The following is a 25,622-nucleotide window of genomic DNA, read 5'->3' on the forward strand; positions in this document are numbered from 1 at the left end:
CCAATGGCTTACGTTGATGAGCAGTATGAGTTGATCAGGGCCGCGCAGGATGGCGACCGGGATGCGGTCTCCCGGCTGGTATCAATTCATACGCGTGAGCTCTACAGCCTTCTGCTCTATCTATGCGGCAACCGGAGCCTGGCGGAGGATTTGACTCAGGAGACCTTTTTGCGGGCGTTACAGGCTCTGAAAAAATACCAGTTTCGTGCACCTTTTCGGGCCTGGCTCTTTCGCATTGCTGTCAATCTTTACCGGGACGAACGCCGCCGCCATCAAGTGCGCAAACCGGTCGAGCACGATGTGTCCGATGAAGAGAACATGCACCTTTACACGGCCGATCCCGGACCGGATGCGGTGGCCGAACACAACGAACAGGTTCAGGCGCTGCACAAGGCCCTGGCGCTTTTGCCACGCACCTTGCGTACAGTCGTCGTCATGCGGGATTTGCAGGAGCTGAGCTATACCGAGATCGGAGAGGCCCTGGGCTGGCCTACTGGCACAGTCAAATCGCGTCTTTTCCGCGCACGCAAGGAGTTGGCCGCCCTTTTGCAGCCTTTTATGGAGGAGCCATCATGATCCAGAGACATCCCCACGCTCTGCTGACGCTTTATGTGGAGGGGAACCTGCCCAGGAGACAGGAGCGTGGTGTTGCAGCCCATCTGGCGCGTTGTCCCGCCTGTTCGGCAGCGGTTGCTGCGATGCATCCACTCCGGGAGGCCCTGCAGCGTCTCCCCAAGCCCACGCCTCCCCCCTACCTGGCCCGGCGAATCATGGCCCGATACGATGCGCTGCAAAGGCGGGCAAGCTTCTGGAACGGCTTCGAGGCCATTCCACGGCTTTTCCAGCCCGCTGTCGTTGCGCTGCTCCTGCTCATCACCTTCCTGTTGTTGTGGCCGGCGCGCCAGGAAAGCATCTACGAGCAGGCAACAAAAACCTACGCGGCGGTCTACGAGAGCAATGGCAGCTGGACCGCCCTCGCCAACGATGAAGACGCCCTGCGTTTCGTGCTGAATCAGCCAGGAGAACCACTTCAGGAGAGCGACCATGACCGGTAAAACCAAAGCCATCGCCAGCCTCATTGCGGCATTTATTCTGGGATTCCTCCTTTGCTTTGCCGTCTTCAAGGCGCCGGATTTCAGACGGACGCATCGCGGGCGGCTTTCTCCAGAACAATTTAACGCCACCATCATCGAGCGATTCACCCGGGAGTTGTCACTCAATGCCAGTCAGATTGAAAGCCTCAAGGCTCAGTTGAAGTACATCCGGACACAGCACGATTCCTTGCGTCAATGCAATGAAGCGGCCTTCGGCCGGATCCGGGATCAGTTCCGCAGAGAGTTCAGCAAGGTGCTTTCACCCAAACAGCAGCAGAGATTTATCGAATTCAACCGCAAAGAAGACGAAAAATTCCGCCGGCATCAACCCGCGGACAATTGACCTCAAGCCTAATTAACCCGAATCATGTTTGGTTTTCATGGAGCACAGATACAAATGAAAAAATGGATTATCGCACTCCTTGTTCTAGTGGCCCTTCTGGCCGTCTGGTTTTTCACCCGCAGCAGCAAAGCCGTGCCGGCTGCAGCACAATCCACTCTGCTTCAAACAGACAAGGTCACGCGCGGAGATCTCCGCGTCGAGGTTTCGGCGAGCGGCATTGTCGAGCCGATCAACAAGGTCGAGATCAAGAGCAAGGCGAGCGGCCAGATTGAAGAGATGAAAGTTGAGGAATCGGACCCGGTGCAGCGCGGTGATCTGATCGCCCTGCTCGACCAGAAAGACACGCAAAATTCCTACAATACCGCAAAAGCGGATTTGCAAGTCGCCGAGGCGACGGTGGCCCAGAAACAGAGCGACTTTGACCGCAAATCGGAACTGTATAAAAAAGGGCTGCTTTCTGCGGCCGATTTCGATGCCGCCAAACTGGCTTTGGTCGATGCCCAGGCCCAGGTCGTCCGCGCTAAAATCAATCTCGACAATGCAGACATCCGGTTGAAAGAGACCATCGTCCGCTCCCCCATCGATGGCGTCGTGCTGACCAAGGATGTCGAGGTCGGCCAGATCATCGCCTCTGGGATTTCCTCTGTATCGGGCGGTACGTTGATCGCCACCGTGGCCAATATGAACCGCGTCTATGTCAAGGCGGATGTTGATGAAGTGGATATCGGCGTCATTCAGCCCGGAATGAGCGCGACCGTGGTGGCCGACGCCTATCCGGACAAGGTATTCAACGGCAAGGTCATCCGGATTGCCGCACAGGGCAAAGTAGTCTCTAATGTGACCACCTTCGAGGTCACCATCGAGGTTGAAAATCCGCAAAGCAGACTCAAGGCCGGCATGAATACCTCGGTGGAGATTCTTGTGGCCGACAAGAAGAATGTGCTGCTTGTGCCCAATGAAGCGCTGATGACCCGTAAGGAGCTGCAGCAGGAACTGGGCAAGTTGCGTCTGCTGACGCATCCGGAGGAAGCAGGCAAGCGCGGCGCGATGGCTGGTGGTCCCATGATGGCCGGCGGTGAGCGCCCGGGCGCCGGCAGACCTCCCGCTGCTGGCAGCTTCGCCACTGCCGGTCGTCCGGGCGCTGGAACGCCTGGCGTTGCCGGAGAGCGGCCGCAGACGCCGGTGGGAAATGATGAAGAGCAGGATCTTCGCCGCGGTGTGCTGGTCAAGCAAGGGAATGAGTACGGCATCAAAATGGTGCGGACCGGCGTCAGTAACCTCGACCAGACCGAGGTCCTGGCGGGTCTGAACGAAAACGATGAAGTGGTCTATACCTTCTACTCCCGCGCCACCGAGGCGAGCGCGCAAATGCGCCAAAGGATGACCGCGATGGAAAGTCAGCGCAGCGGCTTTCGCAGCAATTAACCCTTAGTATTCACTGGAGCTTAGAGGAATACCGTGAAAAAAAGTATCTATATGGAATTCGGCGAGAGCTTTAAAATCGCCCTCAGTTCTTTGGCAGCAAACAAGATGCGCGCGGCCCTGACCATGCTGGGAATCATCATCGGAGTCGCTGCCGTCATCGCCATGGTGGGGCTTGGCTCCGGGGCGCAAAAGGCGATCGCCGACCGCGTTCAGGCCTTGGGTTCCAACCTGCTCTTTATCCGGCCTGGCTCTTCCCGTCAGGGTCACATTCACTTCGGCTCCGGCAGCATGATCACTCTGAAAGAAGAGGATGTCGCCGCCCTGAAAGCGAGTGGCCGCTATCTTTCCGCTGTGCTGCCCGAATACAGCCGCAATGCGCAAGCCCAGTTCGGCAATAAAAACTGGAATACCTCCATTGTCGGCACGGTGCCGGAATACGGCGCCGTCCGCAACGTCAAAGTCACGAGCGGCCGCTTTTTCACCCAGGACGAGATGGATAACACCGAGCGCGTGGCTGTGATCGGCACCGAAGTGCAGAAGAATCTCTTCGGCGCAGCCTCCCCGGTCGGCCAGACCATCCGCATCGCCCAGGAGAATTTCGTCGTCCTTGGATTGCTCGAGACCAAGGGGCAGCAGGGATGGATGAATCAGGACGATCAGATCCTCATCCCGGTCACTACAGCGCAGCGCCGCGTTTTTGGAGCAGATTACCTTACCGGTATCACCGTCAAGGTTCTCGATGAAACCCATGTCGATGCAGCCCTTATCGAGGTCGAGAAGATACTGCGCCGCCAGCACCGCCTCAACCGCGACCAGGACAATGATTTTTCCATCCGCAACCAGTCCGACATCATCAGCACGATGCAAGAGACCAACAAGACCTTCGGTTTCCTCCTGGCTGCCATCGCCGGGGTCTCCCTGGTAGTGGGTGGCATCGGCATCATGAACATCATGCTGGTCTCCGTCACCGAACGGACGCGCGAGATCGGTATTCGCAAGGCCATCGGCGCCCGACGCCGCGATATCATGATGCAATTTCTCGTGGAATCGGTGACCCTGAGTTTGGCCGGCGGCACGATCGGCATCATTCTCGGCGTGTTGATCTCTTACCTGCTTTCGGCCCTGGCACACTGGAATACCCTGATCTCACCGGCTTCCATTCTGCTCAGCTTTGGATTCGCATCCGCCGTCGGACTCTTCTTCGGCCTCTATCCGGCCCGCAAGGCTTCCCTGCTCGATCCCATCATCGCCTTGCGCTACGAATAACCGTCAGGCCCGGATCCTCTCCGGGCTTTTTTTATTTCTGCCGCCGCAAGCCGCACACGGACAACCCTTCCCAATAAATTTGACGGCTTTGGGCCATACTGCTTGCTTTTTTCATCGCACGGACTTATATTTCAACACATACCGTCCATATCCTGTTGACTTTTCTCCTCCATCCTTTTAAGGAAAAGCGTCATGAGGACATCCTGTTTACGCTCATGGAGCGGCCCCCTGCGACTGCCACTCCTGTTTATCCTGATCGCCTTCGCCGCGGCTACAGTCTTTCCCCAGAAAGCCGAACTCTACGATGTGCTTTTCGGTGAGAAGGACAAGCAGCTCAAGGCGTATAAAAACAGCCAGGCCGATCTTCTCAGCCCCAATCACTATGCCACGGCGGTCGAGAATTACGCCCGGGCCAAGGAGGACTTTAAAAAAGGCAAGGAAACCGCCGAGGTTCGCAAACGGCTGACCGAAGTCGAGACCGCCTTCAAACAGATGGACAATACCCTGTGGACAGGCAAGGCCATCTTCGAAGAGGTGCTCAAGGCGCGGGAGGACGCCCTGAATGCGCGTGCTCCTGAGTTCGCCCTCGAGGATTTCAATGCCGCCGAAGAGCTGCTGCGCGCCGCCGGTGCCGCTCAGGAGAGTGCCGATACGCAACTCTGCCGTGAAAAAGCCAACCGGGCCAAGGCGAAATTCCGCGAAAGCGAGCTCAATGCCATTAAAAAGAGTATCATGACGCCGGCGCATGCGGCGATAGCCGCCGCTCTCAAAGCGAAAGCGGACAAGTATGCGCCTAAAACCTGCGCCCGGGCCAAGGAACTGTTGACGTTGGCGGATGAAATCCTCAACAGTAACCGTTATGCCGTCTCCGAAGCTACCAGCAAGGCCGAAAAGGCCATTTATGAAGCACAGCACGCCCTGCGTATCACGGATCTGCTGCAAACCCGCAATCTAGCAGGTGAGGATCTGATCCTGCTCTACGAAGAGGGCCTCGCTAAAGTGACCAAAGAGCTGGGGTACGATGCGCCTTTTGACCAGCCGGTGTCCGAAATTCTCGCCACCATGGCCGCATCGGTCAAGAGCCTGCGGGAGGATAAACAGCAACTTGGCCGCGATCTGCAGGAAAAACAGGAACAACTGGAAAAGGAACAGCAGGCGCATGCGGCGGCGCTGGCGCAGTCGAAAAAACAAATTGAGGAGCTGACCGCCAGAAGCGAGAGCAACAGCGCTCTGGCGCAGCAAAAGCAAACCGCCTTGCAGGAGGAACTCACCCGCAAGCAGGCGGAACTGAAGCTGAAGGAGGAAAAGGAAGCCCGCCTTGCCAAGATCCGGCAGATGTTCTTGCCGGAGGAGGCCAAAGTTTTGCTGGAAGGCAACCATCTAATCATCCGCCTGCAAAGCCTCTCCTTCCCGGTAGGCAAGGCCGTGATTCAACCCGGCTATTTCGGGCTGCTGTCGCGGGTGCAGCGCGCCATCCGTGAATATCCCGAAGCGAAAATCGTCATCGAGGGGCACACCGATTCCTCCGGCGACGAGCGTTACAATGAGAGCCTGTCGTCCAAACGGGCCGAGGCGGTGCGCCTGTATATTCTCTCCAACATGGTACTCGCCGAGGATCAGATCGATGCGGTAGGGTATGGCGAGAGCCGTCCGGTGGCCAGTAATGACACCGAAGAAGGACGAGCGCAAAACCGCCGTATCGATGTGATCCTGACGATTGAATAGTTGTGCAGCCCTTCGCAGCAGCATGCCACCGGCCGATTTCGCCGGCAGCGCAAACGGCAAGGCACCATCCAGCGAGGCAAGAGACCCGTTCACCTAATTGCAAGGAGGTTGTAATGAAAAAAATGGTGTTGCTTTTGCTCACGTTCTCGCTGCTGCTGCTCCTGAGTCCGGTTGCCGGTGCTGACAAGCTGCAGCCCAAAACGCAGGCTGGCGACAAGGCGCTGCTCTTCACTATCAACGGACTCGGCGACTTTGGTGTCGGCGGCGCTCCGGCCGGCATGCTGGTATGGGATTCGGAGGATGGCGTTGAGATGACCCATTACCAAGGTCTGGGATTCAAGACCTTCCTCTCCGACGGCATCGCCTTGCGCGTCGGCCTCTGCTATGCCTCCCAGGGTTTGACCACCGAGACCGATGATGGCGACCAGGAGCGGAATTCCTCTGTCCTCTCCATCCAGCCGGCAATCGAGTATCATCTCTACCAGGCCGAGGCGGTTTCGATTTACACCGGTGGTGGCCTCTACTTCGCCAAATCCACGATGACCCACAAGGCGCCCGACACCGAGGACCAGACCTATTCGATGAGCAGCCTCGGCTTCGCCGGTCTGATCGGCGCCGAGTTCTACCCCTGGAAAAGCGTCAGTCTGGCTGCGGAATACCAGATCGGATATGCCTCCGGCAGCAGCACCTACGACGACGGGACCGACAAGGTCGATGGCCCGAAAGCCCATATGATGGGGATCAACACCCTGGGTGTGACCCTGGGAATTCACTTCTAGGCTTTTCCTGTGGCAAAACCGGGCCGATGGTTGGCCCCCCTAAAAAAAGAGCCGTCTCTCATTGGAGGGACGGCTCTTTTTTGAAGCAACGATCTATGGGGTATTGATAGCCCTTGCGCTAATCCATGTTTTTCAATCGAGCGATAGACGCGTAGCGCCCGCCGATGACCATTCAGAGCGCTGGCTACTGATAATAGGAGACGATTTTGGGCCGCAACAGCTCTCCCGGCCAGAACGGCTCCGTCAGATTGGAAGACGCGGGGCGGTAATAAAGATTCACCGAACCCTGGAAGAGCATTGCGCTCTTGGATACAGCCATCCCATGCAGGACATTGCCTCCGCCGAACGTGATATCATTCTTGGCAAAAAACTGGCCAGTTGCGGCTGCGTTACCATGAAAGATGATTCCCTTGGCCGAGTAGAATCCAAGATTATTGCCTAGAGGATCAACCGAGGTTGTCGTGACATTCCCGGTAACATGCACATCCCCCATGACGATAAACACGCCATAACCGCTGAAGCTGCCGCTGAGATAGAGATCACCGGCCACATAGATGATCTCCGGATTTTCCTTGGTGCCAAGAACCAGATTGTTGGCATTCAGTGTTGTCGATGCGCCGGTTATGACCTGGGTGGCTGACGCGATGTAAGCCGAGGGGTCGAAGACAGGAATGGGAATCTGGGCCACCTTGCGGGTAACCGAAGCGTTGGCTGGATTGACATTCGGGACGAAAAACCGGGTAGTGACATTGGGGTGAAGGGTGATGTATTGGACGTAGCTTCCAAAGCCCTCAACCAGTACGCTGCCGTTGGCGCTCAGATCTTCATTGGTGTGGACATCTGCATTCCAGGCTGTATTGCCGTCATCCCTGATATAGATATCGCCACCCAGGTCCAGATCCTTGTCGGAGATCAGGGCAAATTTCATCCAGGGCGGCACTTCATGGGAGTGGGGGATCTGGATGACAGCTTTGACCGTCACGCTTTGATCATAATAGGTCCCGATGGAGGTGACCAGCTTGCCCCATTCGCCCACATTCGGTCCGCCGGGAAACCGGCTGTAGGTGTTCTGTAACTGGATACTCATCTGCCCATTGGCCGCTTGCAGCGTTGTCGCGGTGCAAAAGCTGGAATCTTGCGCAAGCATCATAATGGCATACTCCACACCGCTCTCAGCGAGGCTCTTGGCCTGAATCCGAGCGTATTCCGAGACGGCATTGAAAGTCATGCGGGTGTTGGCCTGCATCATGCTATAGGAGGTAAGACCGAAGATAACCCCCACAGCGACCACCAAAAGAAGCATCATTCGTCCCATACTACACTCACAAATTTTTCGGGTAAAACTTGCGTGTCCAGTACCCCCCGTGTTTGTCCACCTGCTGGGGAAGCCGCACTTCTTTTTCCAGGAGTATCCTGAATTCGATGGAATGCACCTGGGTCTTCGAATAGGTGAGGGCGCCGCTTGCAGTATAGCCGCGCAGGGAAAAATCCTTGACCTTGAACGAAAAATCGCTCCGGGGGGCCAGGCTGGTATGCCGTGTCAAAGTGAAATCGGGGCGCTGGCCTGAACGGATGTAGCTCACACTGTCGGCTGTGCCGTTATTATCAATGTCCGCCCGAAACCGGATATATGTGCTGTCCATGGCGACGATGGTATCCCCCGAGGTAACACGGTAGCCGATCTTGTTAAAATCATATTCGATGACCCGGCCGAATTCCGTCAAGTTGCGTTGTTCAACCTGGGAGATATTATTGGAGTGGGCGCTCATATTGAAATAGGCCGTCAATCCGACAAGCGCCAGCAGCAGTAACCCCCCGACGACAAAGGAACCAACGAGGTCGATGTTGTGCATGCCGCCTCCTCAATAGCTGACGAAACTCGTCAAAACCAGAGCTTGCGGCAGACGCGCTGCTGAAACCGAGATCCTGATTCGTTTCGTCCGGGTTGGTGTATAGCTGACTGTGGTCGGCTGCTGCGGTTTCACATAATTGACCGAAACGGTCGCAGTAAAGTTGCCAGCCCGCGGAGTCGTGAAGACCAGCGGCATGTTCTTGCTGTTGTCGGTGATATAGTCATCGACATCATCGTACCCGCCCGGATACTCATTAACGCCGGGGCCTAAATAAACGGTGAAAGCGTTCACATCAGTCACAGTGGCGCCATTGGTCACCGCCTCGTCGAAGGCCTTGCTCTTAATCTCGTTGGTCAAAGTCTCTGCAATCTCGGCTGCGGTGATGACATATTCCGATTCAAGTTGCCGTGTGGAAGCCGTCATGACCGTTCTGTGGGCGGTAAGGGTGATGAACGAAAACATCAGTACCGCACCGAGAATCAACAACATCTGTGATTGGCTCATCGTCTCAGTTCCCCCGATTTATAACGGGTAGCATCAATTCCGCCCCCTACTCTTTGCCGCGTAGGTAGATCTGCACCGAGCGTGTTCCAGTTCCATTGGGACTTTCCAGTTTGAAATCGACGCTAGCCATCACACTCTTGTCGGTTGTGGGATCAAGAGTATTGGTCAGCGAGACCGCGAAGGTGGTCGTCCCATAGCCGTACATATCGGCTTTGGCCATCAGGTCCGTGCTGGAGAGCTTGCCGGCGGAGGCCGACGCGGTGAGCGAGGAGCCTCTTGCCACGGGATTGCCGTTGATATCGAAAACCCGTACATAAATAGTCGTGGTCTGGCCTGTGGCCAGGACGGTCGTCGGGGTTTCAGCCGAAAAAACGAGCACGGGACCACTGAACACCGCTTCATTGAGTGCAAAAACGACGGCATCCTTACCGGCCTGGTCACGCCCATGTGTCGAGCACATGACCAGGCCGATCCCGTCATTTTCATCCAGTGCCCCCGTACTATTGCGCACCAGCGATCCTTCAAAATCCGGCATCGTGACATCAAGAACCAATCCTGGTGCGTTTGGATTCGGCACGCGGTGTGGAGCCAGGATGGCAGGATCGCCAGGCGCAATAGCTGGTCGCGGATTTGCCGTAACCCAGACGGCAGTTCCGCGGCCATCAGCGTCGGTGCGGGTATTGGTTGTCACAATGCCGGCCGTGCTAGTCAAATAAAGTGTCGTCCCCTCCTCGACGGGATTGTTGTACTTATCCCCAACATAGATCGAGACCCTGAATTCACGTACCGTGCTCCAGCCATCCAGATTCAGGTAATCCAGAGCCACGGTCATGTGGGACTCGACATGGTTGGGATCCGCCGGATCAATCCAGATATAGGGTGGACCGGAACGAACCGTTATCTGGGTTGATCTGGCCTTGACTTCGGGATAATCTACCAGCCAGGCTTCCACTTCGATCGTTCCCGATTTTATCCCGGATTTGCAGAGAATCGAAGCACTGCCGTTGCTGGTGAGCTGAGGCGTAGCCTCACGGGGATTCCCGGTATTGGGCAACAGCATCTCGCCGCCGTCCGGCCCGTTTCGCAGGGCAAAGGCCATGCGGAGCTCTTGCTGGCAGGGCTTGCCGGAAGTACCGATGGCGGTTGCGGTCACCTTGCACTGGTCCGGTTGCCCCGTTTCGGTTACCCATATATAATTGCTCTCCACATTCAGCTGCAGACTGGACGGCTTTTGGCTCGTCAGCACGATCTCGGTCGACGTCTTGATCAAACCCCAGGTGGCGCTCACGCGCGCGGTTCCCGGCACGGTGCCCGCCTTGAGAAGGATTTCTGCCTTGCCGCTGGCATCCGTCGTACAGGTCGCCGGGAGCGCTCCGAGCGAAGTTCCCATCTCGAGTTGCACATCAGGGATCGCCTGGTTGTTGCTGGTCTTTTTCAGCCAGGCCATGATGGATGCAGTAGCCAGCCCGTCCGCCGGCAAGGTTGAGGGCGACACGCTTAGTTGCAGCGTAATCCCGGTAAACTGCACCGCGGCCTCCTTGCTGATACCGGATGAACTCGCCCGTACCAGGGCGGTGACATCCGCTTGCCCGGCATCGCTGCGCAGGTGTACCATCGCCTGACCTCCGGCATTGGTGATCGCGGTACTGTCGATGCTGCCGGCCGTCGTGGAAAATTTGACCTTTACCCCTTCCACCGGTTTTTGCATGGTGTTAAGCAGAGTCGCGATGACCAGAGTTTCCGCAATCCCGTTTCGCAGCTGTTCTCCAGCGATCGAGAGCAACAGCTGGGCAGGCGCGCTGCTGACCAGATTGACGAGAGACGTATCAGCCCATTCATGGAACCGCGCAATGATCAGGATGTTGCTTCCGGGCTTGGCAGCGCTGCGGTAGGAGGCCTTGGCCTCACCACTGGCGCTGGTCACGGCACTACCGGTAATCACACCATCCGAGCAGCTGAACTCAATTTCAGCGCCCGCTATGGGATTATTCGTGGGCGAGACCAGGACGGCACCCACATTCAAGGTGCTGGTGCCATCGGCCAGAAGGTCAGCCCGTTCCGGCAACAGGGTAAGCCTGGGAGGGAGATACGTCAGTGGCAGTGATTTTTTCGGCAGGTTACCATATTCGACGAAAAGGGTATCGGCGCCGGATCTGGTCGCGGCCGTGATATTGATCACGGCGTTGCCCCGTGCATCTGTCTTTCCGTCGTTGAGCAGGGTAGTCATAGCATTGCGAACCTGCACCACGGCGCCAGCCACCCCTTTACGGCTGCTCGTCTCAGTCAGTGCAAGCCGGAGCTGCGTCTGGCTGATACCATCCGCGCAGAGTGTGGATTTATCGAGCTGGGCGGAAAGCGTGAGACCGATAAAATAGAGGATGACCTGGGATTCGGTGCCGCCTGAATCCTGGCTCTTCTGCAGCGCGGGAGCGGCGGAGCCATCCCGGTTGCGGGGAGCCACGCCGGAGAGCATGCCCACCTTGCGGCCGTTTTCATTTGGAATGATGGTGGCTGTGATGGTGGCTTCGATATCCGTTTCGCTGGCGGCACTGGTGAGGGTGGCCACGGCTTCCCCATTCTGGTCGGAATAACTCTTTGGCGTGATCGTCCCGGCGGTTGTGGTGAACCGGACCAGACAACCAGGTAGAGGCAAGCCAATGGAATCAACAATCGTAGCGACAAGCAAGAGTTCCGAGACGCCATCCGCCAGAATGGACGACGCTTCCGCTTGCAGATCAGTCAGCTTTTCATTTCCCGTGAGTTGATCCGCCTCCTCCCCGCACTGCCAGAACAACAGGGAGACTAGAAGGAGGACGCATATTTTCCATCTCAAGTTCTTCATTCTCTCGCTCCCAACGTAGTATAGGCCGCCTGGCGGGCAATCGCCTGATCACCAGCACGCATGGGCAGGGCAGCCATGCCCTTGACCTCGATGCGTCTGGCCACCGTCTGCTGCATTTTGGCCTTGAGAATCTCGGCCTTGCCCAGAGGGGTCACCTTGTTGCCATCACGGCGCACAATTGTGACGGTCTGTTTCACCAGAGCCGCTGTATTGAAACCATTTTCCCAGCTGATGATCAACAGGTTGTCACGTACCTGCTGCACCGTGCCGTTGCGGATCTCCATACTGGGCTGTTCGATCTGGTTGTTCCTGGTCTTGCGCGTTTCCTGCTGTAAGGCCTCGCTGGCTTCGGGTTTGGTCACCGGTGAAGTCGGAACATTTTTAGCTGGAGGATTCGTCAATTCGATATCGCTTGGATCCGGCTGGGCATTGAATCGGTAATGCTGCAGACGCTCCTCCAGGGTCTTGCGAGCCTGGGAAGAGGCATTGTTTTGGCTTTGTCTGGCATAGACCTCGGGAAAGATCGAGGCCTTGATGATGATGATCAGCTCTTTCTGGGTATCCTCATACCGGTTATAGCCGAAGATATAACGCAAGCCAAGGGCATACCAGGGGAGATCCTTGAGCAGGGGGATGCCCTTGCGCATGGTGGTCTTTTCATTGGAATAAAGTCCGGCAATCAGGGTTTCCTCTCCATCGTAAAGCTGAACCAGGGAATTCGCTTCTGATTTTTTAATGATGGTGCTAATCACATCGGGATAGGCTTGACTCCGTTCCACATGTGCCTTGAGGAGGATGACCGGGTTTTTACCTTCATTTTCGATCACATAGGGCGTCACCTGGAGGATGGTGCCGGTGCTGATGAAACGGTCCATGGTATTGCCGGCAAAATCCTTGGTCTTGATTGAAAAATCCTGGCCAACCTGGATCTTGCCCTCATTGCCCGACGTTACCACGACCTGTGGCTGAGCGAGAACCCGGCCGATATTTTGCGAGTCGAAGAGCTTGAAGAGCGCGGTGATATCCACTTTGGCGTATTTGCGCGGTACTTTCACTCCCAAAGAAAAACCGGATTCTGTCACGGCCGAACTCAGGGCGCCGGAGACGTCGATCTTGCCATTGTAGAAGGTACTCCAGTCAATTCCCATTTCACTCAGGGCTTTGCGATCGCCTTCGAAGAAGATCGTTTCAATCTTGACCTCCTTGCTGCCCGGCTTGTATTTAACGGACTGGTCGAAGGCGCTCTTCTCCTGGTCTTCTGCATCGGTTGGCGGCGGTACGACGATCTGGAAAAAGTGTTCCCTGTTTTCGTACCACAGCCCCCGCCTTGCCAGAATGGTTTGCAGGGCCTTTTCCCACGGCATGCTGGTAACCTCGATATTGATCAATCCCGTCTGCTTGGTGGGATCAAAAATAGGTTTGCCTGCGAACCGGATCGCGTATTCGCTGAGCATATCCATAGCGGTGCCGAAATCGAGGCTGCTGCTGAGGGAGACCAGAGATTCGGGCGGCGTATAGTCCGGCTCAGGCAGCTCCTGGCCATGAAGGACGGTAGCCAACAAGAAGAGCAGAATCAGCATTGTATCCCATGCGATCGTTCTCATATCGGACCTTTCAATTTGCACCAGCCGGCAGGATCAGTCTGGTGGTGCCGCCGCGTTCATCTTCCATCGAGAAAGAGAGGGTGCCTTTGTGAACATCGATCTCGCTGAGGGTCCCTCCAAAAATCCGGTCGCCCGACCTCAGCCGGACGGTCCGCCCTTTTTGGTCCTTGACGACTGCGGCACCCGGCATGATGGCCAGCACCTTGGCCTTGCTATCGATCTCCGGAAGACCTTCGGTATTCGTTCGGGGTGCGACACCGGTAGCAGGGGCGTTGCCGCCGGCTGACCGGATCATCTCCTGTATACGGCCTCGGCCGATTGCTGGAGCCGTGTGCATACCCACCAGATCGGTAATTTCAGGCAACTTGCTGTCTTTAGGCGAGATGCTGGTAATCAGTGGCCCCTCCATCCGGTTATACCCGTTGAACTCGAGTACGAAGTGCACGCCGCCCCGGCGGCCGTTACTGGCATCCGCTTCAACCGTGCTCATTTCCAGTTTGTGAACGTCATAAAAGACCGGACCTTCCTCCAGGTAACAAAGCAAGCTGAAAAAGTCGCGAAACGATCCATCACCCTTGATCTCATAGGTCCGCCGTTCCAGTGAAAGGAAGGAATCCTGCCCCTTGAGGGCGAAACTTACGTTGAGCCCGGAATTGGTGCGGGAAAGTCCCCTGAGCAGATAGTCGAAGGTTTCTCCAGGGGATTCCTCCGCCGCCAGAGTGCCTTGCCCTCCCTGACGGAATTTTTCCAGTTCGGCGAGCTGAGACTGCAGCACGGAGCGGTCCTGTTCGAGGGCGAGGAGGTCCTGCAGCCGTTGTTGTTTAATCCGGTTTTCCCGGCGGGCTCGCTCGATCACTCCCGCCCGATGGCCGTAGACGAAGTAAAAACCGCCAGCCAGAACCACCGTCCAGAAGGCTGCGATAAAGAGCGTATTACGTACGGCATAAGTCATTTTACTGTCCTGCCTTTCCGGCCGATTTGCCCTTGCACTCGAGGGTTACGACCAGGGATTGCCTGTTTTCCTCCTTACTATTGACGCTGAGAACGGTGCTGGGCTTGATCAACCGTTCCAATTCGGCAACCTGATTGCGCCGGTTGATCGCCACTTCAGCGATAAGGACGCCATTGGCGCTGCCGGTCAATTTCTGCAAGGCGAAGGGACCGGCGCTCGAGAAGGCTCCGGAGAAATCCTGCAACACCGGACTCCAGCGCACCGAGCGCGCCTTGAGCGAATCCACCAGAGCGGTGCCGGTTTCGAAGGTTGAGATAACCGCCCGTAAACTGTCAACCTCATGGGCAACCAGGCTGAGGCGCGCCAGGTCCATTTCCATGGTGGAGGAGGCATGACGCAGCAGTTTGAGTTCATGCTCGCCGCTGATCAATTTGAAGGTGAGAAATAAGACTCCCGCAAAGAGCAGGCCAAGCATCAATAGGCCGTGCCAGGCGACGCGGTAAATCGACTGACGGTCACGGATCCGGCGCGGCAGGAAATTCTTGCGGTAGGGAGATGGCGTTTTATCGTCCAGGACCTTGACCGCCAGGGCAATGGCTGCCGTCCATGGCGCGGTTCGGTTTTTGAGCACGGCTGCGTGATGGCCGAGGGGTAAATCGGAAAAATCGAACCGCTTCACCTCCACGTTGGCAAATTTGCCCTGGAAATTGGCCACTGCACGGGTCCGGTCGACATCCCCGCTTACAATAAGATTGTTAACGACCGGGATTCTTCCCGAATCGAGCTCAAAGAGGATTTTGGAGTACGCGGTCTCGCAGACATGCTCCGAGTCGGCCCCTTCATGGATAGTAGGCAGCACCTCCTCTATCAGCAACCCACGGAAGAAGATCACCTTGGTAAAGGTCTGGGCGAAATAGACCGCAGCGGTTATCTGCTTCTCCTGCAGGGCCTTGCCGGTAACCAGCGCATGAGAGAGGGCAAACTCGAGGGTATCGATCAGGGCGACTTGGGGCGGCCGCGAGCGCATTATCCGCATCGCTTCAAACAGGGTGGACGAAAAGACCAACGGATCGTCGTGGACGATGGCCAAATAGCGGTTTTTGCCATTGCGGAGATACCCGATGTTGTCCATCTTGGTCTCGGCCGGGGCCTCGACGAAGATGTCCTGCCAAATGGCCTTCTTCAGCTTTTGTGGTGACGAAGGTTGCAGATTATCGATGTTTTTATAGAGTACATACGAATCGATCAAACTGAAGGCCAGGCGGCTTGCGCGTGGGCACATCGTGTGCAGTACCCGCAGCAGGACATCGGCGTTAGTGGAGATCTCTGAGATCGCCGCGGCAGATTCGTTACGGGCGCCGAAGTCGACATCCAGTTCGAAGGGATTTTCGTCGCCCGACCTTTTTTCACGGTCCTTGGCCGTTTCCCCGGCTTTCATCCCACTCAAAGCTCGCTCCTGCGGGATGAGTTGCTGTTCCAGATTAAAATTCTCAAGTAACTCGATCTGGATGCGGGAACCTGCTTTGCTCAGCAGGGCACACGAGAGCTGCTGGCCGTCGATAAAGATACCGAGCGAAAATGTTTTTCCCGACTTTGGCATAGGCTAATAACCCATTAATTCCTGAAAGCGACGTTTATTGTTGGCATAATCCAGCGCGACTTTTTCATCGATCAGCCGTTCATGCACGAGGCGGACGAGATCCTGTTCGAGCGTGATCATCCCCACACGGTTATTTTCGCTGATCATCTGGTATATCTCCTGCACATTGCGGTTACGAATGGCAGCCCGTACCGAAGTGGTAACCAGCAAAACCTCTTTGGCCATGATCAGGCGTCCGTCAATCCCCGGCAGTAGCTTTTGCGAAATAACTACTCTCAGGACATCGGCAAGACGGTTGCGGACTCGTTCCTGCTCCTCCGTCGGCGTTTCGGCGATGATACGGTCGATAGTCTCCACTGCGCTGCCGGTGTGGAGGGTCGAAAAGACCTTATGCCCCGTATCCACGATCTCCAGGCAGGTCATGATGGTATCGGGATCGCGCATTTCGCCGACCACAATGATGTCGGGATCCTGCCGCAGGGCCTGGATGGCGCCGTCCTTGAAGGAATTGACATCACGTCCCACCTCCCGATGGCGAATGATGCACAGTTTGGAGGTGTGGATGTACTCGATTGGATCGCCGATGATAACGATGTGGCCATCCACCGAACGGTTATTGGCGTCAATGATGCTGTCCAGAGAGGTGCTCTTGCCGGAGCCGGTGATGCCGGTAAAAAGAATCAGCCCCTGCTTTTCATAGCGCAACGAAAAAGCCCGGGAAATGACCGGATGAAATCCGAGTTTGGCGTATGGATAGACTGTACCGAGAATGGCACGCATGTTCAGTGCGAGGTGGCCCATATCAAAATAGAGAGAAGCGCGCCAACGCCAGAGGCCCTCCGGACGCTGCATGGCATAGGAGAAATCCACGGCACGCCGGGTGAAAAGCCGTTCCCGCTGTTTGTCCGAGAGCAAACAATGGGCGATAATATCGGTCTGCTCTGTCGGCCAGATACCCAACTCCGTCCTGGGTTTCTTCTGCCCCTGCACCCGGAACCATATATGCGAATTGGCTGTCGCACCTCCCATTTCGATATCCGATGCTTCGAGCTCGCGCATGTGAACGAGAAAACTTTCGAAAAGATTGCGGATCGCACTTCGTTCAGCATTCGAAAGGTGAGAGACAGAATCCGCTATCATCTGCTGCGATTCAAGAAGGTCGATATTCTCCGGGATTTGGCTCAAGATACGGTTGAAGATGGAGTTCAATCCGCTCTCGCGATCCACGACCTTCACACTGTCAACAAATCCATTCATGATCGCTGTCCATGGTTTCCTCGAGGAGTGGATCGCGCGGCTCTTCTGTTCCGATTCCCAGCGCAGCCAGTTGGGACTGGCTCATCTCTTCGTACATATGCTCCAGACTGTCTAAAAGATCCTGTACCACCCGTGCAGAAAAATGGAGCAGATGTGAATAGCCGAGGTTCTGGAAAAAAAGACGCAGCACCTTTCGTGAGAAGACGCAGAGCAGCAGTTCGCTGGTGCCATCTACCTCCAAGGTCAAACTTGCCGCAGTTTTACTGAAGAGCGACGCTTCGCCGATCGAATCGCCGGGATCCAGGATCCGGACGAGCAGTCCCTTATACCAGCAGCGGGCCTGTCCTTTAATGAGGATGGCCATGGATCTGCAGATATCGAGAGAATACTCCTCGCTCCCCTGCAGTTGTACGTACTCACCTTGACTCATCAGCGATTTAAGACTGGCCTCTGGTACGCCGGTGAATATTCTGGCACGGAAATCTTCCGGAATGAGGCCGGCCGTCGTGCCCTGCTGCGGCGCTGTAGTTGCGCTATGCTGTGCCCCATGGTCACTGGGCAGACCGGTCCTGGCGTCGGAGTTCGCAGATGCCGCCGCCTTGCATCCGGCAGTTTCGAGCGGGGCCGCGCTGATTCCGGCGGCATCTGAGTGTTCGGCCCGCACACCGGCAGCAGGCGCAGCTGCCGGATCGGCACCGCTGTGCAGCGGGGCGCAGCCCGTCAGTTTGTCGGCCACCGCCTTCATCAATTCCTTGTGCACCGGTTTGAGCAGGACTTCCCTGGCGCCGTAGCGAAGGGCGGTCTCGAGTTCCTGATGCCCGTTGCGGTCGCTCATCACCACCAGCGGCGAGTCCGGAGCATGCCGCTGCAAACCCTGCAGAACCTGAAGCCCGTTGAGCGCTCCTGGCATCAGCAGATCGACCAAAATCAGATCGAAATGCTTCGCCTTGACGATTCTCAGGGCTTCCATCCCGTCGCTGGCGAAGGTCACGGAATAGACGCCGCCGTTGAGGACGTGGCCAGCCTGTTCGCGCAGCTCGGGATCGTAATCGACGATCAATACTTCACGCATGGCATTCTCTCATCACATTATTCGGTTGTGACCGCGGCGACTTCTTCTAAAGTCGTTACCCCTTCCATCGCTCTGCGGCGTGCGGCGGCACGCAGGGTGGTCATTCCGTTCTTCATCGCACAGGTCCGGATGGCCTCTTCATCCAGGTCCGAGGAGGCATCAAGGATGATCCGGCGGATCTCCGGGGTGAAGGGCAGTACTTCATGAATGCCAATTCGGCCTAAATAGCCATTTCGGCAGCGGGGACACCCCACGGCGCGATAAAAGGTCGTCTGGCGAATCTCTTCCTCGGTAAAACCGAGGGTGACCGCCGCGGTGGCCTCTGCAGCAGGTAGAGGCTGTTTGCAGTGCTTGCACAGAGTGCGCATGAGGCGCTGCGCCACCACCAGGTTGATGGCATAGGCGATCAGGAACGACTCGATTCCCATCTTGAAAAGCCTTGAGACCACACTGCAGGCGTCGTTGGTATGCAGGGTGGTGAAGGTCAAATGCCCCGTATTGGCCAACTTGATGGCGATTTCGGCCGTCTTGGCATCGCGCACCTCGCCGACCATGACGATATCGGGATCGTGCCGCAGAATGGTGCGAACCGCCTGATCGAAATTCATCTTGCTACCGATCTTGAGCTGGCGCGCACCCGGTATGTTGTACTCGACCGGGTCCTCCACCGTCAGGATATTCAATTCCGGCGTCATCACCTGCGACAAGGCCGCCACCAGGGTTGTGCTCTTGCCGCTTCCGGTCGGACCGGTCAGGATCACCATCCCCTGCGGCTTTTTGATGGCCTTGACGAATTCGGACTTGGCGTAACCGTCAAACCCGAGTTTGTCGAGGTCGGTGATGACCTTGCGGTCATCGAGAATTCGAATCACCACGCTCTCGAACTTGCGGCCAAGAGCGGAGGAGACGATCGGCAAAATGGCGACGCGGAACCGGATCAGATAGGAATCGATGATGCGCTGGATGAAACCGTCCTGGGCGGTTTCCCATTCGAAGCGGTCGACATTCTTGGTGCGGTCCTTGACAACGGCAAGGAACGCCTCTGGTTTGATACCCTCCTGCCGGTGCCACAAGGCCAGCCGGCCGTCAAGCCGGATGTAGATTTCGGTGGCATTGCCTTCCTTGGGAATAATATGAATGTCACTCGCTCCCTTGCGCACCGCTTCGACCAGGCAGCCTTCAAAGAGGTTGACCAGCAGGGACTTGTTGACCGCCGACATGAGTTCTTCCTCATCGACGGTATTGTCTTCCTCTTCATCCGCAATGATTGAGACTTCGTCTGCGACCTCTTTAACCAGCTGGAGAAATTCGTTTTCGCGCGGTGCGATGCGTGCGAGGATCTCGCTGACATCCTCGAGTCGGCCGTAAGCCACTTCGTATTTGGTGATGCCAGCGTGAAGCATCAGGGATTCGATGGTGCGCACGGTGGGATCCGGGCAGATGAATATACGGACATCCCGCCCGCGCTCGCTGAAGCCGAAGGGAAGCAGTTTGAGCTCGAGAAACGCTTCGCGTGTCTTCGGATCCAGACCCTTGTAAAAATTTTGCATGAACTCGATCCAGCCATCGGTCAGTGAGGCGGCGCTGAGGCGGATTTCACGGAACGCATAGATTTTGCAGAGAGCTCGGAAGACCATATGACGGTCGTAGCCGAGTTCCTTGATCAACACATCGGCCAGGGTACGCGGGGTGGACGAGTTCTCGATGATGGACTCCGCCTGCATCAGCTTTTCTCGTGTAAAGCGCGCATCCTGCTGCATCAGCTTTTCGATGATGGCGCTTGATACTCTCGGTTTGCGTACCATCCTACATCCCCGGCATCTTGGGCTGGAACAGAGCCGTCTCGGACGAGACGATCGTCAAGGCGGTCATCACCGCCATGATCAGCATGGCCACAATCACTTGAACCCAGTCGATGATCGCCTTCATGCGATAGGTGGTTTCACGCTCGTAATAGTTGGCGATCTGCAGGGTCACGCGTTTGAGCGTTCCCGATTCGGCGCCGGCATTGAGACGGGACAGGGCATTCTCGGTGAAAACCCTGGCCTGTTTCAAGGCCTGGACCAGCGTAGCGCCGTCGCGCACCATCATCGGAATGGTCACTTCCTTGATTTGCTTTTCCATGTATTTGTTGCGGCAGGCCTCTGCGGCGGTGCGGATGACCTCGAGGTTTTCGCCTGAACCGCTGTACATCGAATGGAATACGCGGCAAAAGATTTCGATGGAGGTCTTGTGCATCAGCGTCCCGATGATCGGAACCTTGGTCATGTGTTTGGCGACGAAAATCCGCCCGCGCGGCGTTATCGCCAGACGATACAGAACCAGGGGAATGATGGCCGACATCCCGATGATCCAGGAGATATTGCGCGTCAGAAAGTGGCTGAGATCAAGGCTGGCCTTGGTCAGTGGAGGCAGGGTAGCGCCAAAACTGAGGAAAAGTTCCGCGGTCTTGGGAAAGATATAGCCGACATAAAAGATAACCGATCCGATCAGAACCACTGTGGTGATCGCCGGCATCAGCAAGGCGCTGCGCAAACTCTTGCGAAACTCGTAATCGCGTTCGAGAAAACGTGCGGTATTGTCAAAGACCTCGGCCATGTTGCCACTTTTAGAGGCCACGCCGAGCATTTTGGCGGGGAATTTGCCGAGATAATAAGCCTGCTTGCTAAAAGCCTCCTCCCCATCCTTGCCATCCTTCAGGTCCGTAAGAATTTCCTTGATGACCTTGCGAAGGGCCTTGTTCTGGGTATCGCTTTCGAGTAGCCCGAGGATTTCATCGAAGGGAAGTTTTTCGCGGAGCAAGTCCGCCGAGAGCCGGATAAAGGTGATGATATCGGCATAGGGCGGTTTCAGGCGCAGATCGAAAATCACCTTCTGCACGCGCACGTCTTCAAAGCCCAGACGGCGCAGGGCCACCTCGACTTCTTCGCGCGAAAAGGCGATCTGATCACCCTTCAGGACGGCGCCATCCAGCCGGCGGACCTTATAGAGATAAGCCGCCTTCTGCTGAATCGAGAGAAGCGAAAAGCTGTGCTGCTTGGCCAACGCATCGATCTTGCGCCGGGCCTCCCGCATATTTTTCGCTTCGATATAGCCAATGATGCGCTTTTGCTGCGCATTCAGGCCGTTGTATCTGAACTCCGCCATCCCACCTCACCCAACCTGATTTTTGAAGCCTGTAGAGCGCAATGGGGCCCTGCTCGCACAGGGCCCCACGCGGTAGAAATACCGGATCATGACCTCCCCCCTGAAAAAAGGTCACTACGCAGATAGACCGGTAAAGCCGTGTCAGGCCAGAGTCTGCCCGGCGCGGCTTAGGCCCCTGGTTTCCAGCTCTCAGGAGCCGGCAGTGATCGCCGTGACGACGTTATCCTTGGTCACCGTAACCGTGACGGTATTGGTGCCGCGTTTCGGCGTACCGGTCAAAACCACCGATTCGGCACTGCCTGTGCCGCAGGTGTAAGATCCGTTTTCATTGGTGTATTCGGTGGCACCGGCAGCAAGAGAAGGTACCAGTTTGCGGATGGTAATCCCGGTGAAGCTGTTGCCACCACCGGCCATGCTGGTGGGTTTGATGTAGTACTGCTGCGCCAGGGAGGCGAGATGGATCAGGTCATTGGTCACCGCCTCGACGTTGGCGGATTCGGCGGACGTGCTGAACATGTTGATACCGACCACGACGGCAATGCCGACAATGATCACGCTCAACACCAAGAGCAGAAGTTGTTGCTGTCCCATAATAGTGTCTCCTCACAGCTATTAAAGGGTACGGGGATTTGGGCCGGCTTGGGCCGGACCCTGTGGATTGCGGTGCATCTGGTTTTGTGCCGGGTGGATCACCTCCTTCGTTTTGTTATTTGAACACAATGGACCAGGCATCCATGGTAAATGGAAAATGCGGCCGGGAGCCGCAGCAAGACTGCGGCCATGGATCTCGCTCTGGCCGAAATACAAGCGGCATGCGCCGTTGTTATCACATTGACAGAGATGGATTGAAGTGAGCAGGTCGATGAATGCAGCGCAGATGGTCAGAATCAAGGATGCCGGGCAGAAAGGGTAGCCAAACTATTTACACACGTCCTCAATCACACTCTCGTGATTTCCCCACCCCAATAGTGGCTGTGCAACAATTAATCAAATATGGCGATAGTTCGCCATACAATGAAATATACCATAATGAAATTCAAAATGCAAGTGTATTTTTATTGTACACCTACTTTTTTGATTACGATCACAGGATGGATGTCCCACGATAATGTGCAAGGATTGAACAGATCAGTCTGAACGCTATGAAGCCTTCCGGGAGAACCTATGCAGGGTAAGCGGTGGTGTGGGGTATGGATCAGCATTGCGGTTTGCACGGCCGCCTGGGGCGCGAATGACCCACAGCAACAGCAAGGCCTAGCCTTCGCGGCGGTCCCCAGTCTCAGTTTCAGCAGTGGCGAAGGGTGGGAATACGGAGGGAAAATTTTTCTCTATCAATACGGCAGTGGGACACCGCGGCCCTATCGCTGGCACCTGCTGCTCAACGGCGCGCGTTCAACCGAGAGAAAAAAGGATTATTACGCGTTCCTCGACATACCCCATCTCTGGGGTAGGGGCACACGCCTCTCCCTGCGCGTCGAATACAAGGATTTCGGCCTGGATGAATTCTACGGCCTGGGCAATCTGCCCGAGTATCACCAAGCCTTCACCTCCCCCGGCGATCCGGACTTCCTCTCCCGGGAGTATTACAACTACAAGCACCGCTGGACCGCGGGTTACATCAACGCTCAGTTTCCGGTCTTCGCCGGCCGTCTCCGGTTTCTCGCCGGCCTGGCGGGTCTGCGCACCAGCGTCGGAGCCTACCCCCTGCCCAACCGTTTCGCCGCCGCTTCGCCCTTCGGCACAGCGGGGGGATGGAGCAGCTATGCGCGCATCGGTCTGGTTCGGGACACCCGCGACGCGGAAGCAGCCCCTGCCTCGGGAAGCTGGAGCGACCTCCTCCTCGAAAAAAGCGCTCGTGTGCTCGCCAGCGATTACGACTACAACCGCATCACGGTGACCGACCGCCGCTATTTCCGGCTGCTGCCGCGGCTCGTCTTCGCGCAACGTCTCTTAATTGAACACATGTCCGGCCATCCCCCCTTTTACGAGATGACCGTGCTCAGCGGCTCCTGGCAGCGCTTCGAGGGGCTCGGCAGCAATCAGAGCATGCGCGGCGTCCCAAGGCTGCTCTTCGCTGGCACCACCAAGCTCCTCGGCAATTTCGAGCTGCGCTGCCGCCTTCTCGACCGGCGCATCCTGCATCAGGATCTCACCTTTTACGGCCATCTCTTCCTGGACGGCGGCAAGGTCTGGCTCAGGGGGGATCCGGCCACCCTGGACCACCTCCATTTCAGTCAGGGCGCCGGCCTTCATGTGCAGTGGAAAACCGATCTCATCGGCGCTCTCGACATCGGTCGTTCGCAGTACAAGGACTTCGCTATTTATCTCACCTTTGGGAACCTCTTTTAATCCACACCCATAAAAAAAACGCCGGACTCTTGCGGGTCGGGCGTTTTTGTTTTATGCCGTTGCTTGGATGCATGGCATGACCATGCACTGCGCTATTTGTCGGTCAGGGCTGCAACGCCAGGCAGGAGCTTGCCCTCCATCAGTTCGAGGCTGGCGCCGCCGCCTGTGGAGACATGACTCATCTTCTTGGCGACGCCTGCTTTCTTGACGGCGCTGGCCGAATCGCCACCGCCGATGACCGTCACCGCGCCACTGTTGGCCATGGCTTCGGCCACCGCGTAGGTGCCCTTTTCGAAGCCGGGGACTTCAAAGACGCCCATCGGGCCGTTCCAGACGATGGTTTTGGATTTGGCGATCTCCTTGCAGTACAGCTCGATCGTCTTCGGGCCGATATCGAGACCCATCTGTCCGTCGGGGATGGCCTCTCCGGGCGTGACGGCGGGATGCACCTCCTTGCCCGCCTCAGGAAACTGGGCCGCGATCACATGATCGACCGGCAGCAGCAGGGTCACCTTTTTGGCTTTGGCGATATCGAAAAGCTCTTTGGCCTTTTCGATAAAGTCGGCCTCGACGCGGGAGGTCCCGACCGCGACGCCCCTTGCCTTGAGGAAGGTGTAGGCCATGGCCCCGCCGATCATCAGGCTGTCGACCTTGCTGAGCAGGTTTTCGATGACCAGGAGCTTGTCGCTGATCTTGGCGCCGCCGAGGATGGCGAGCAGGGGGCGTTCGGGATGGTCGAAGACGCGGGCGAAATAGTCCAATTCCTTGGTCATCAGGTAGCCGGAGGCGCCTTTGCCGAGTTTGGCGGGCAGGCCGGCCATGGTGGCATGGGCGCGGTGGGCCGTACCGAAGGCGTCGTCGACGTAGAGGTCGCCCAGTTTGGCAAGCGAATCGATGAACCACTGGCGTTCTTCCTTGCTCATTTTCACGCCGGCCTTCTTGCCCTCTTCCTCCGGGTAGAAGCGGACATTTTCGAGGAGGAGGACATCGCCCTCTTTCATGGCGGCGACCGCTTTTTCCGCTTCGGGTCCGACGCAGTCGGCAGCGAAGGCGACCGGTTTGTCGAGGAGTTTGCTGAGGGCGGCGGCCACCGGTTTGAGCGAGAATTCGCTCTTCTTCACGCCGTCCGGGCGGCCGAGGTGCGACATCAGGATGGCTTTGCCGCCGTCGGCGATGACTTTCTTGATGGTGGGCAGGGCGGCGACGATACGTTTGTCGTCTGCCACCTGTAGGTCGGGGGTGAGGGGCACATTGAAATCGACGCGCACAAGGACGCGCTGGCCCTTCATCTGCAGATCATCGATGGTTAATTTGGCCATGGGGGATCTCCGCTATGATAGGTTAGGAATTGAATTCAAAAATCATCTTATAATTTAGCCATTTCAAGAAAAAAAACAAGGGAAATGAATGGCGGAATCTCCCGGACTCTCGTCCCGACCCAACCTGCCCCAACCGCCCCTCGGCCCTTCCCCTGGTTCCCACCCCAGCCAGCCTTCAGCCGCACCCCAGCTCGGTTTTCCTCTGGCTCACAGCTTGCCCTGCCCCGGCGGCTCATCGGCCTTTCCTCTGGCTTCCACCCAGCCCGGCTTCCGGCCGCGAACCGGCTCAGCCCCACCCGGTTATCACTGCGCCAATCGGCCCAGCGCCTGGCCTGAACCTCTGCCGATTTCTGATTTTGTTCATGCCTAAGCCCGGATTCCCGAATTTCGCCGAAATCATCTTGACTATATTGTAGAAAATAAGTACATTTACACCTGATTTCGCCGGGGTGGTGAAATTGGTAGACGCACTGGACTCAAAATCCAGCGTA

Annotated in this window: 22 protein-coding genes; 8 read left to right on the top strand and 14 right to left on the bottom strand. The window is 56.7% G+C overall.

Annotated elements, in window-relative coordinates; all coding sequences use genetic code 11:
* Window positions 1-3 precede the first annotated feature (3 nt).
* From PLH32_09510 to PLH32_09540, 7 genes are all read left to right on the top strand, one after another.
* Window positions 4-576 carry a sigma-70 family RNA polymerase sigma factor gene (locus PLH32_09510; protein HQJ64832.1) on the top strand — a complete coding sequence of 191 codons (573 nt, stop codon included), beginning with the start codon at window positions 4-6 and terminating at the stop codon, window positions 574-576.
* Window positions 573-1,055: a zf-HC2 domain-containing protein gene (locus PLH32_09515; protein ID HQJ64833.1), complete on the top strand. Its 483-nt coding sequence runs from the start codon at window positions 573-575 to the stop codon at window positions 1,053-1,055. The genes PLH32_09510 and PLH32_09515 overlap by 4 nt, the downstream gene beginning before the upstream one ends.
* Window positions 1,045-1,437, top strand: a complete 393-nt coding sequence (locus PLH32_09520) for a hypothetical protein (GenBank protein ID HQJ64834.1) — start codon at window positions 1,045-1,047, stop codon at window positions 1,435-1,437. The genes PLH32_09515 and PLH32_09520 overlap by 11 nt, the downstream gene beginning before the upstream one ends.
* A 54-nt stretch (window positions 1,438-1,491) precedes the next feature.
* Window positions 1,492-2,862 (top strand): efflux RND transporter periplasmic adaptor subunit, encoded by a 1,371-nt coding sequence (locus PLH32_09525; GenBank protein HQJ64835.1) that lies wholly within the window; start codon window positions 1,492-1,494, stop codon window positions 2,860-2,862.
* Between the two features lie 33 nt (window positions 2,863-2,895).
* Entirely contained in the window at window positions 2,896-4,128 is a 1,233-nt protein-coding gene (locus PLH32_09530; protein HQJ64836.1) for an ABC transporter permease, read from the top strand.
* Window positions 4,129-4,320: 192 nt separating this feature from the next.
* The gene (locus tag PLH32_09535; GenBank protein HQJ64837.1) at window positions 4,321-5,853 is read left to right on the top strand and encodes an OmpA family protein; all 1,533 of its coding nucleotides are present in this window, start codon (window positions 4,321-4,323) and stop codon (window positions 5,851-5,853) included.
* 113 nt (window positions 5,854-5,966) lie between these two features.
* A complete protein-coding gene (locus PLH32_09540) occupies window positions 5,967-6,632 on the top strand; it encodes an outer membrane beta-barrel protein (protein HQJ64838.1) in 666 nt (221 codons plus the stop codon).
* Between the two features lie 184 nt (window positions 6,633-6,816).
* Here the strand turns inward: PLH32_09540 and PLH32_09545 are convergent, their stop codons facing one another.
* The 12 genes from PLH32_09545 to PLH32_09600 form a co-directional block, all read right to left on the bottom strand.
* Complete coding sequence (locus PLH32_09545) at window positions 6,817-7,947, bottom strand: hypothetical protein (GenBank protein HQJ64839.1); 1,131 nt, start codon at window positions 7,945-7,947, stop codon at window positions 6,817-6,819.
* Between the two features lie 7 nt (window positions 7,948-7,954).
* Window positions 7,955-8,485 (bottom strand): hypothetical protein, encoded by a 531-nt coding sequence (locus PLH32_09550; protein HQJ64840.1) that lies wholly within the window; start codon window positions 8,483-8,485, stop codon window positions 7,955-7,957.
* A 9-nt stretch (window positions 8,486-8,494) separates the two neighbouring features.
* Window positions 8,495-8,989, bottom strand: a complete 495-nt coding sequence (locus PLH32_09555) for a hypothetical protein (protein ID HQJ64841.1) — start codon at window positions 8,987-8,989, stop codon at window positions 8,495-8,497.
* 46 nt (window positions 8,990-9,035) lie between these two features.
* The gene (locus tag PLH32_09560; GenBank protein ID HQJ64842.1) at window positions 9,036-11,831 is read right to left on the bottom strand and encodes an invasin domain 3-containing protein; all 2,796 of its coding nucleotides are present in this window, start codon (window positions 11,829-11,831) and stop codon (window positions 9,036-9,038) included.
* On the bottom strand, window positions 11,828-13,435 hold the full coding sequence (locus PLH32_09565; protein ID HQJ64843.1) for a type II and III secretion system protein: 1,608 nt from the start codon (window positions 13,433-13,435) through the stop codon (window positions 11,828-11,830). Before PLH32_09565 ends, PLH32_09560 begins: the two co-directional genes overlap by 4 nt.
* Window positions 13,436-13,445: 10 nt before the next feature.
* Window positions 13,446-14,387 (bottom strand): hypothetical protein, encoded by a 942-nt coding sequence (locus PLH32_09570; GenBank protein ID HQJ64844.1) that lies wholly within the window; start codon window positions 14,385-14,387, stop codon window positions 13,446-13,448.
* A gap of 1 nt (window position 14,388) precedes the next feature.
* Window positions 14,389-15,987 (bottom strand): hypothetical protein, encoded by a 1,599-nt coding sequence (locus tag PLH32_09575; protein ID HQJ64845.1) that lies wholly within the window; start codon window positions 15,985-15,987, stop codon window positions 14,389-14,391.
* Between the two features lie 3 nt (window positions 15,988-15,990).
* Window positions 15,991-17,244, bottom strand: a complete 1,254-nt coding sequence (locus tag PLH32_09580) for an ATPase, T2SS/T4P/T4SS family (protein HQJ64846.1) — start codon at window positions 17,242-17,244, stop codon at window positions 15,991-15,993.
* On the bottom strand, window positions 17,228-18,316 hold the full coding sequence (locus tag PLH32_09585; protein ID HQJ64847.1) for a response regulator: 1,089 nt from the start codon (window positions 18,314-18,316) through the stop codon (window positions 17,228-17,230). Before PLH32_09585 ends, PLH32_09580 begins: the two co-directional genes overlap by 17 nt.
* A gap of 17 nt (window positions 18,317-18,333) precedes the next feature.
* Entirely contained in the window at window positions 18,334-20,121 is a 1,788-nt protein-coding gene (locus PLH32_09590; protein HQJ64848.1) for a GspE/PulE family protein, read from the bottom strand.
* 1 nt (window position 20,122) lies between these two features.
* Window positions 20,123-21,463: a type II secretion system F family protein gene (locus PLH32_09595; GenBank protein ID HQJ64849.1), complete on the bottom strand. Its 1,341-nt coding sequence runs from the start codon at window positions 21,461-21,463 to the stop codon at window positions 20,123-20,125.
* A 189-nt stretch (window positions 21,464-21,652) separates the two neighbouring features.
* Window positions 21,653-22,054, bottom strand: a complete 402-nt coding sequence (locus PLH32_09600; GenBank protein ID HQJ64850.1) for a hypothetical protein — start codon at window positions 22,052-22,054, stop codon at window positions 21,653-21,655.
* A 573-nt stretch (window positions 22,055-22,627) separates the two neighbouring features.
* Here PLH32_09600 and PLH32_09605 point away from each other — a divergent pair.
* Window positions 22,628-23,812, top strand: coding sequence for a BamA/TamA family outer membrane protein (locus PLH32_09605; GenBank protein HQJ64851.1), 1,185 nt, complete (start codon window positions 22,628-22,630; stop codon window positions 23,810-23,812).
* Window positions 23,813-23,904: 92 nt separating this feature from the next.
* Here PLH32_09605 and PLH32_09610 read toward each other — a convergent pair whose 3' ends face one another.
* Both PLH32_09610 and PLH32_09615 read right to left on the bottom strand, forming a co-directional pair.
* On the bottom strand, window positions 23,905-25,131 hold the full coding sequence (locus tag PLH32_09610; GenBank protein HQJ64852.1) for a phosphoglycerate kinase: 1,227 nt from the start codon (window positions 25,129-25,131) through the stop codon (window positions 23,905-23,907).
* A 286-nt stretch (window positions 25,132-25,417) separates the two neighbouring features.
* On the bottom strand, window positions 25,418-25,622 hold a 205-nt coding region (locus tag PLH32_09615; protein HQJ64853.1), incomplete at its 5' end, for a hypothetical protein.

This window comes from bacterium, from assembly GCA_035419245.1.
In the GTDB taxonomy this organism is placed as follows: domain Bacteria; phylum Zhuqueibacterota; class Zhuqueibacteria; order Residuimicrobiales; family Residuimicrobiaceae; genus JAKPUX01.

Coding starts and splice junctions, on each gene's coding strand:
- PLH32_09510 (HQJ64832.1), top strand. CDS start 4: ATGGCTTACGTTGATGAGCAGTATGAGTTGATCAGGGCCGCGCAGGAT.
- PLH32_09515 (HQJ64833.1), top strand. CDS start 573: ATGATCCAGAGACATCCCCACGCTCTGCTGACGCTTTATGTGGAGGGG.
- PLH32_09520 (HQJ64834.1), top strand. CDS start 1,045: ATGACCGGTAAAACCAAAGCCATCGCCAGCCTCATTGCGGCATTTATT.
- PLH32_09525 (HQJ64835.1), top strand. CDS start 1,492: ATGAAAAAATGGATTATCGCACTCCTTGTTCTAGTGGCCCTTCTGGCC.
- PLH32_09535 (HQJ64837.1), top strand. CDS start 4,321: ATGAGGACATCCTGTTTACGCTCATGGAGCGGCCCCCTGCGACTGCCA.
- PLH32_09540 (HQJ64838.1), top strand. CDS start 5,967: ATGAAAAAAATGGTGTTGCTTTTGCTCACGTTCTCGCTGCTGCTGCTC.
- PLH32_09545 (HQJ64839.1), bottom strand. CDS start 7,947: ATGGGACGAATGATGCTTCTTTTGGTGGTCGCTGTGGGGGTTATCTTC.
- PLH32_09550 (HQJ64840.1), bottom strand. CDS start 8,485: ATGCACAACATCGACCTCGTTGGTTCCTTTGTCGTCGGGGGGTTACTG.
- PLH32_09555 (HQJ64841.1), bottom strand. CDS start 8,989: ATGAGCCAATCACAGATGTTGTTGATTCTCGGTGCGGTACTGATGTTT.
- PLH32_09560 (HQJ64842.1), bottom strand. CDS start 11,831: ATGAAGAACTTGAGATGGAAAATATGCGTCCTCCTTCTAGTCTCCCTG.
- PLH32_09565 (HQJ64843.1), bottom strand. CDS start 13,435: ATGAGAACGATCGCATGGGATACAATGCTGATTCTGCTCTTCTTGTTG.
- PLH32_09570 (HQJ64844.1), bottom strand. CDS start 14,387: ATGACTTATGCCGTACGTAATACGCTCTTTATCGCAGCCTTCTGGACG.
- PLH32_09575 (HQJ64845.1), bottom strand. CDS start 15,987: ATGCCAAAGTCGGGAAAAACATTTTCGCTCGGTATCTTTATCGACGGC.
- PLH32_09580 (HQJ64846.1), bottom strand. CDS start 17,244: ATGAATGGATTTGTTGACAGTGTGAAGGTCGTGGATCGCGAGAGCGGA.
- PLH32_09585 (HQJ64847.1), bottom strand. CDS start 18,316: ATGCGTGAAGTATTGATCGTCGATTACGATCCCGAGCTGCGCGAACAG.
- PLH32_09590 (HQJ64848.1), bottom strand. CDS start 20,121: ATGGTACGCAAACCGAGAGTATCAAGCGCCATCATCGAAAAGCTGATG.
- PLH32_09595 (HQJ64849.1), bottom strand. CDS start 21,463: ATGGCGGAGTTCAGATACAACGGCCTGAATGCGCAGCAAAAGCGCATC.
- PLH32_09600 (HQJ64850.1), bottom strand. CDS start 22,054: ATGGGACAGCAACAACTTCTGCTCTTGGTGTTGAGCGTGATCATTGTC.
- PLH32_09605 (HQJ64851.1), top strand. CDS start 22,628: ATGCAGGGTAAGCGGTGGTGTGGGGTATGGATCAGCATTGCGGTTTGC.
- PLH32_09610 (HQJ64852.1), bottom strand. CDS start 25,131: ATGGCCAAATTAACCATCGATGATCTGCAGATGAAGGGCCAGCGCGTC.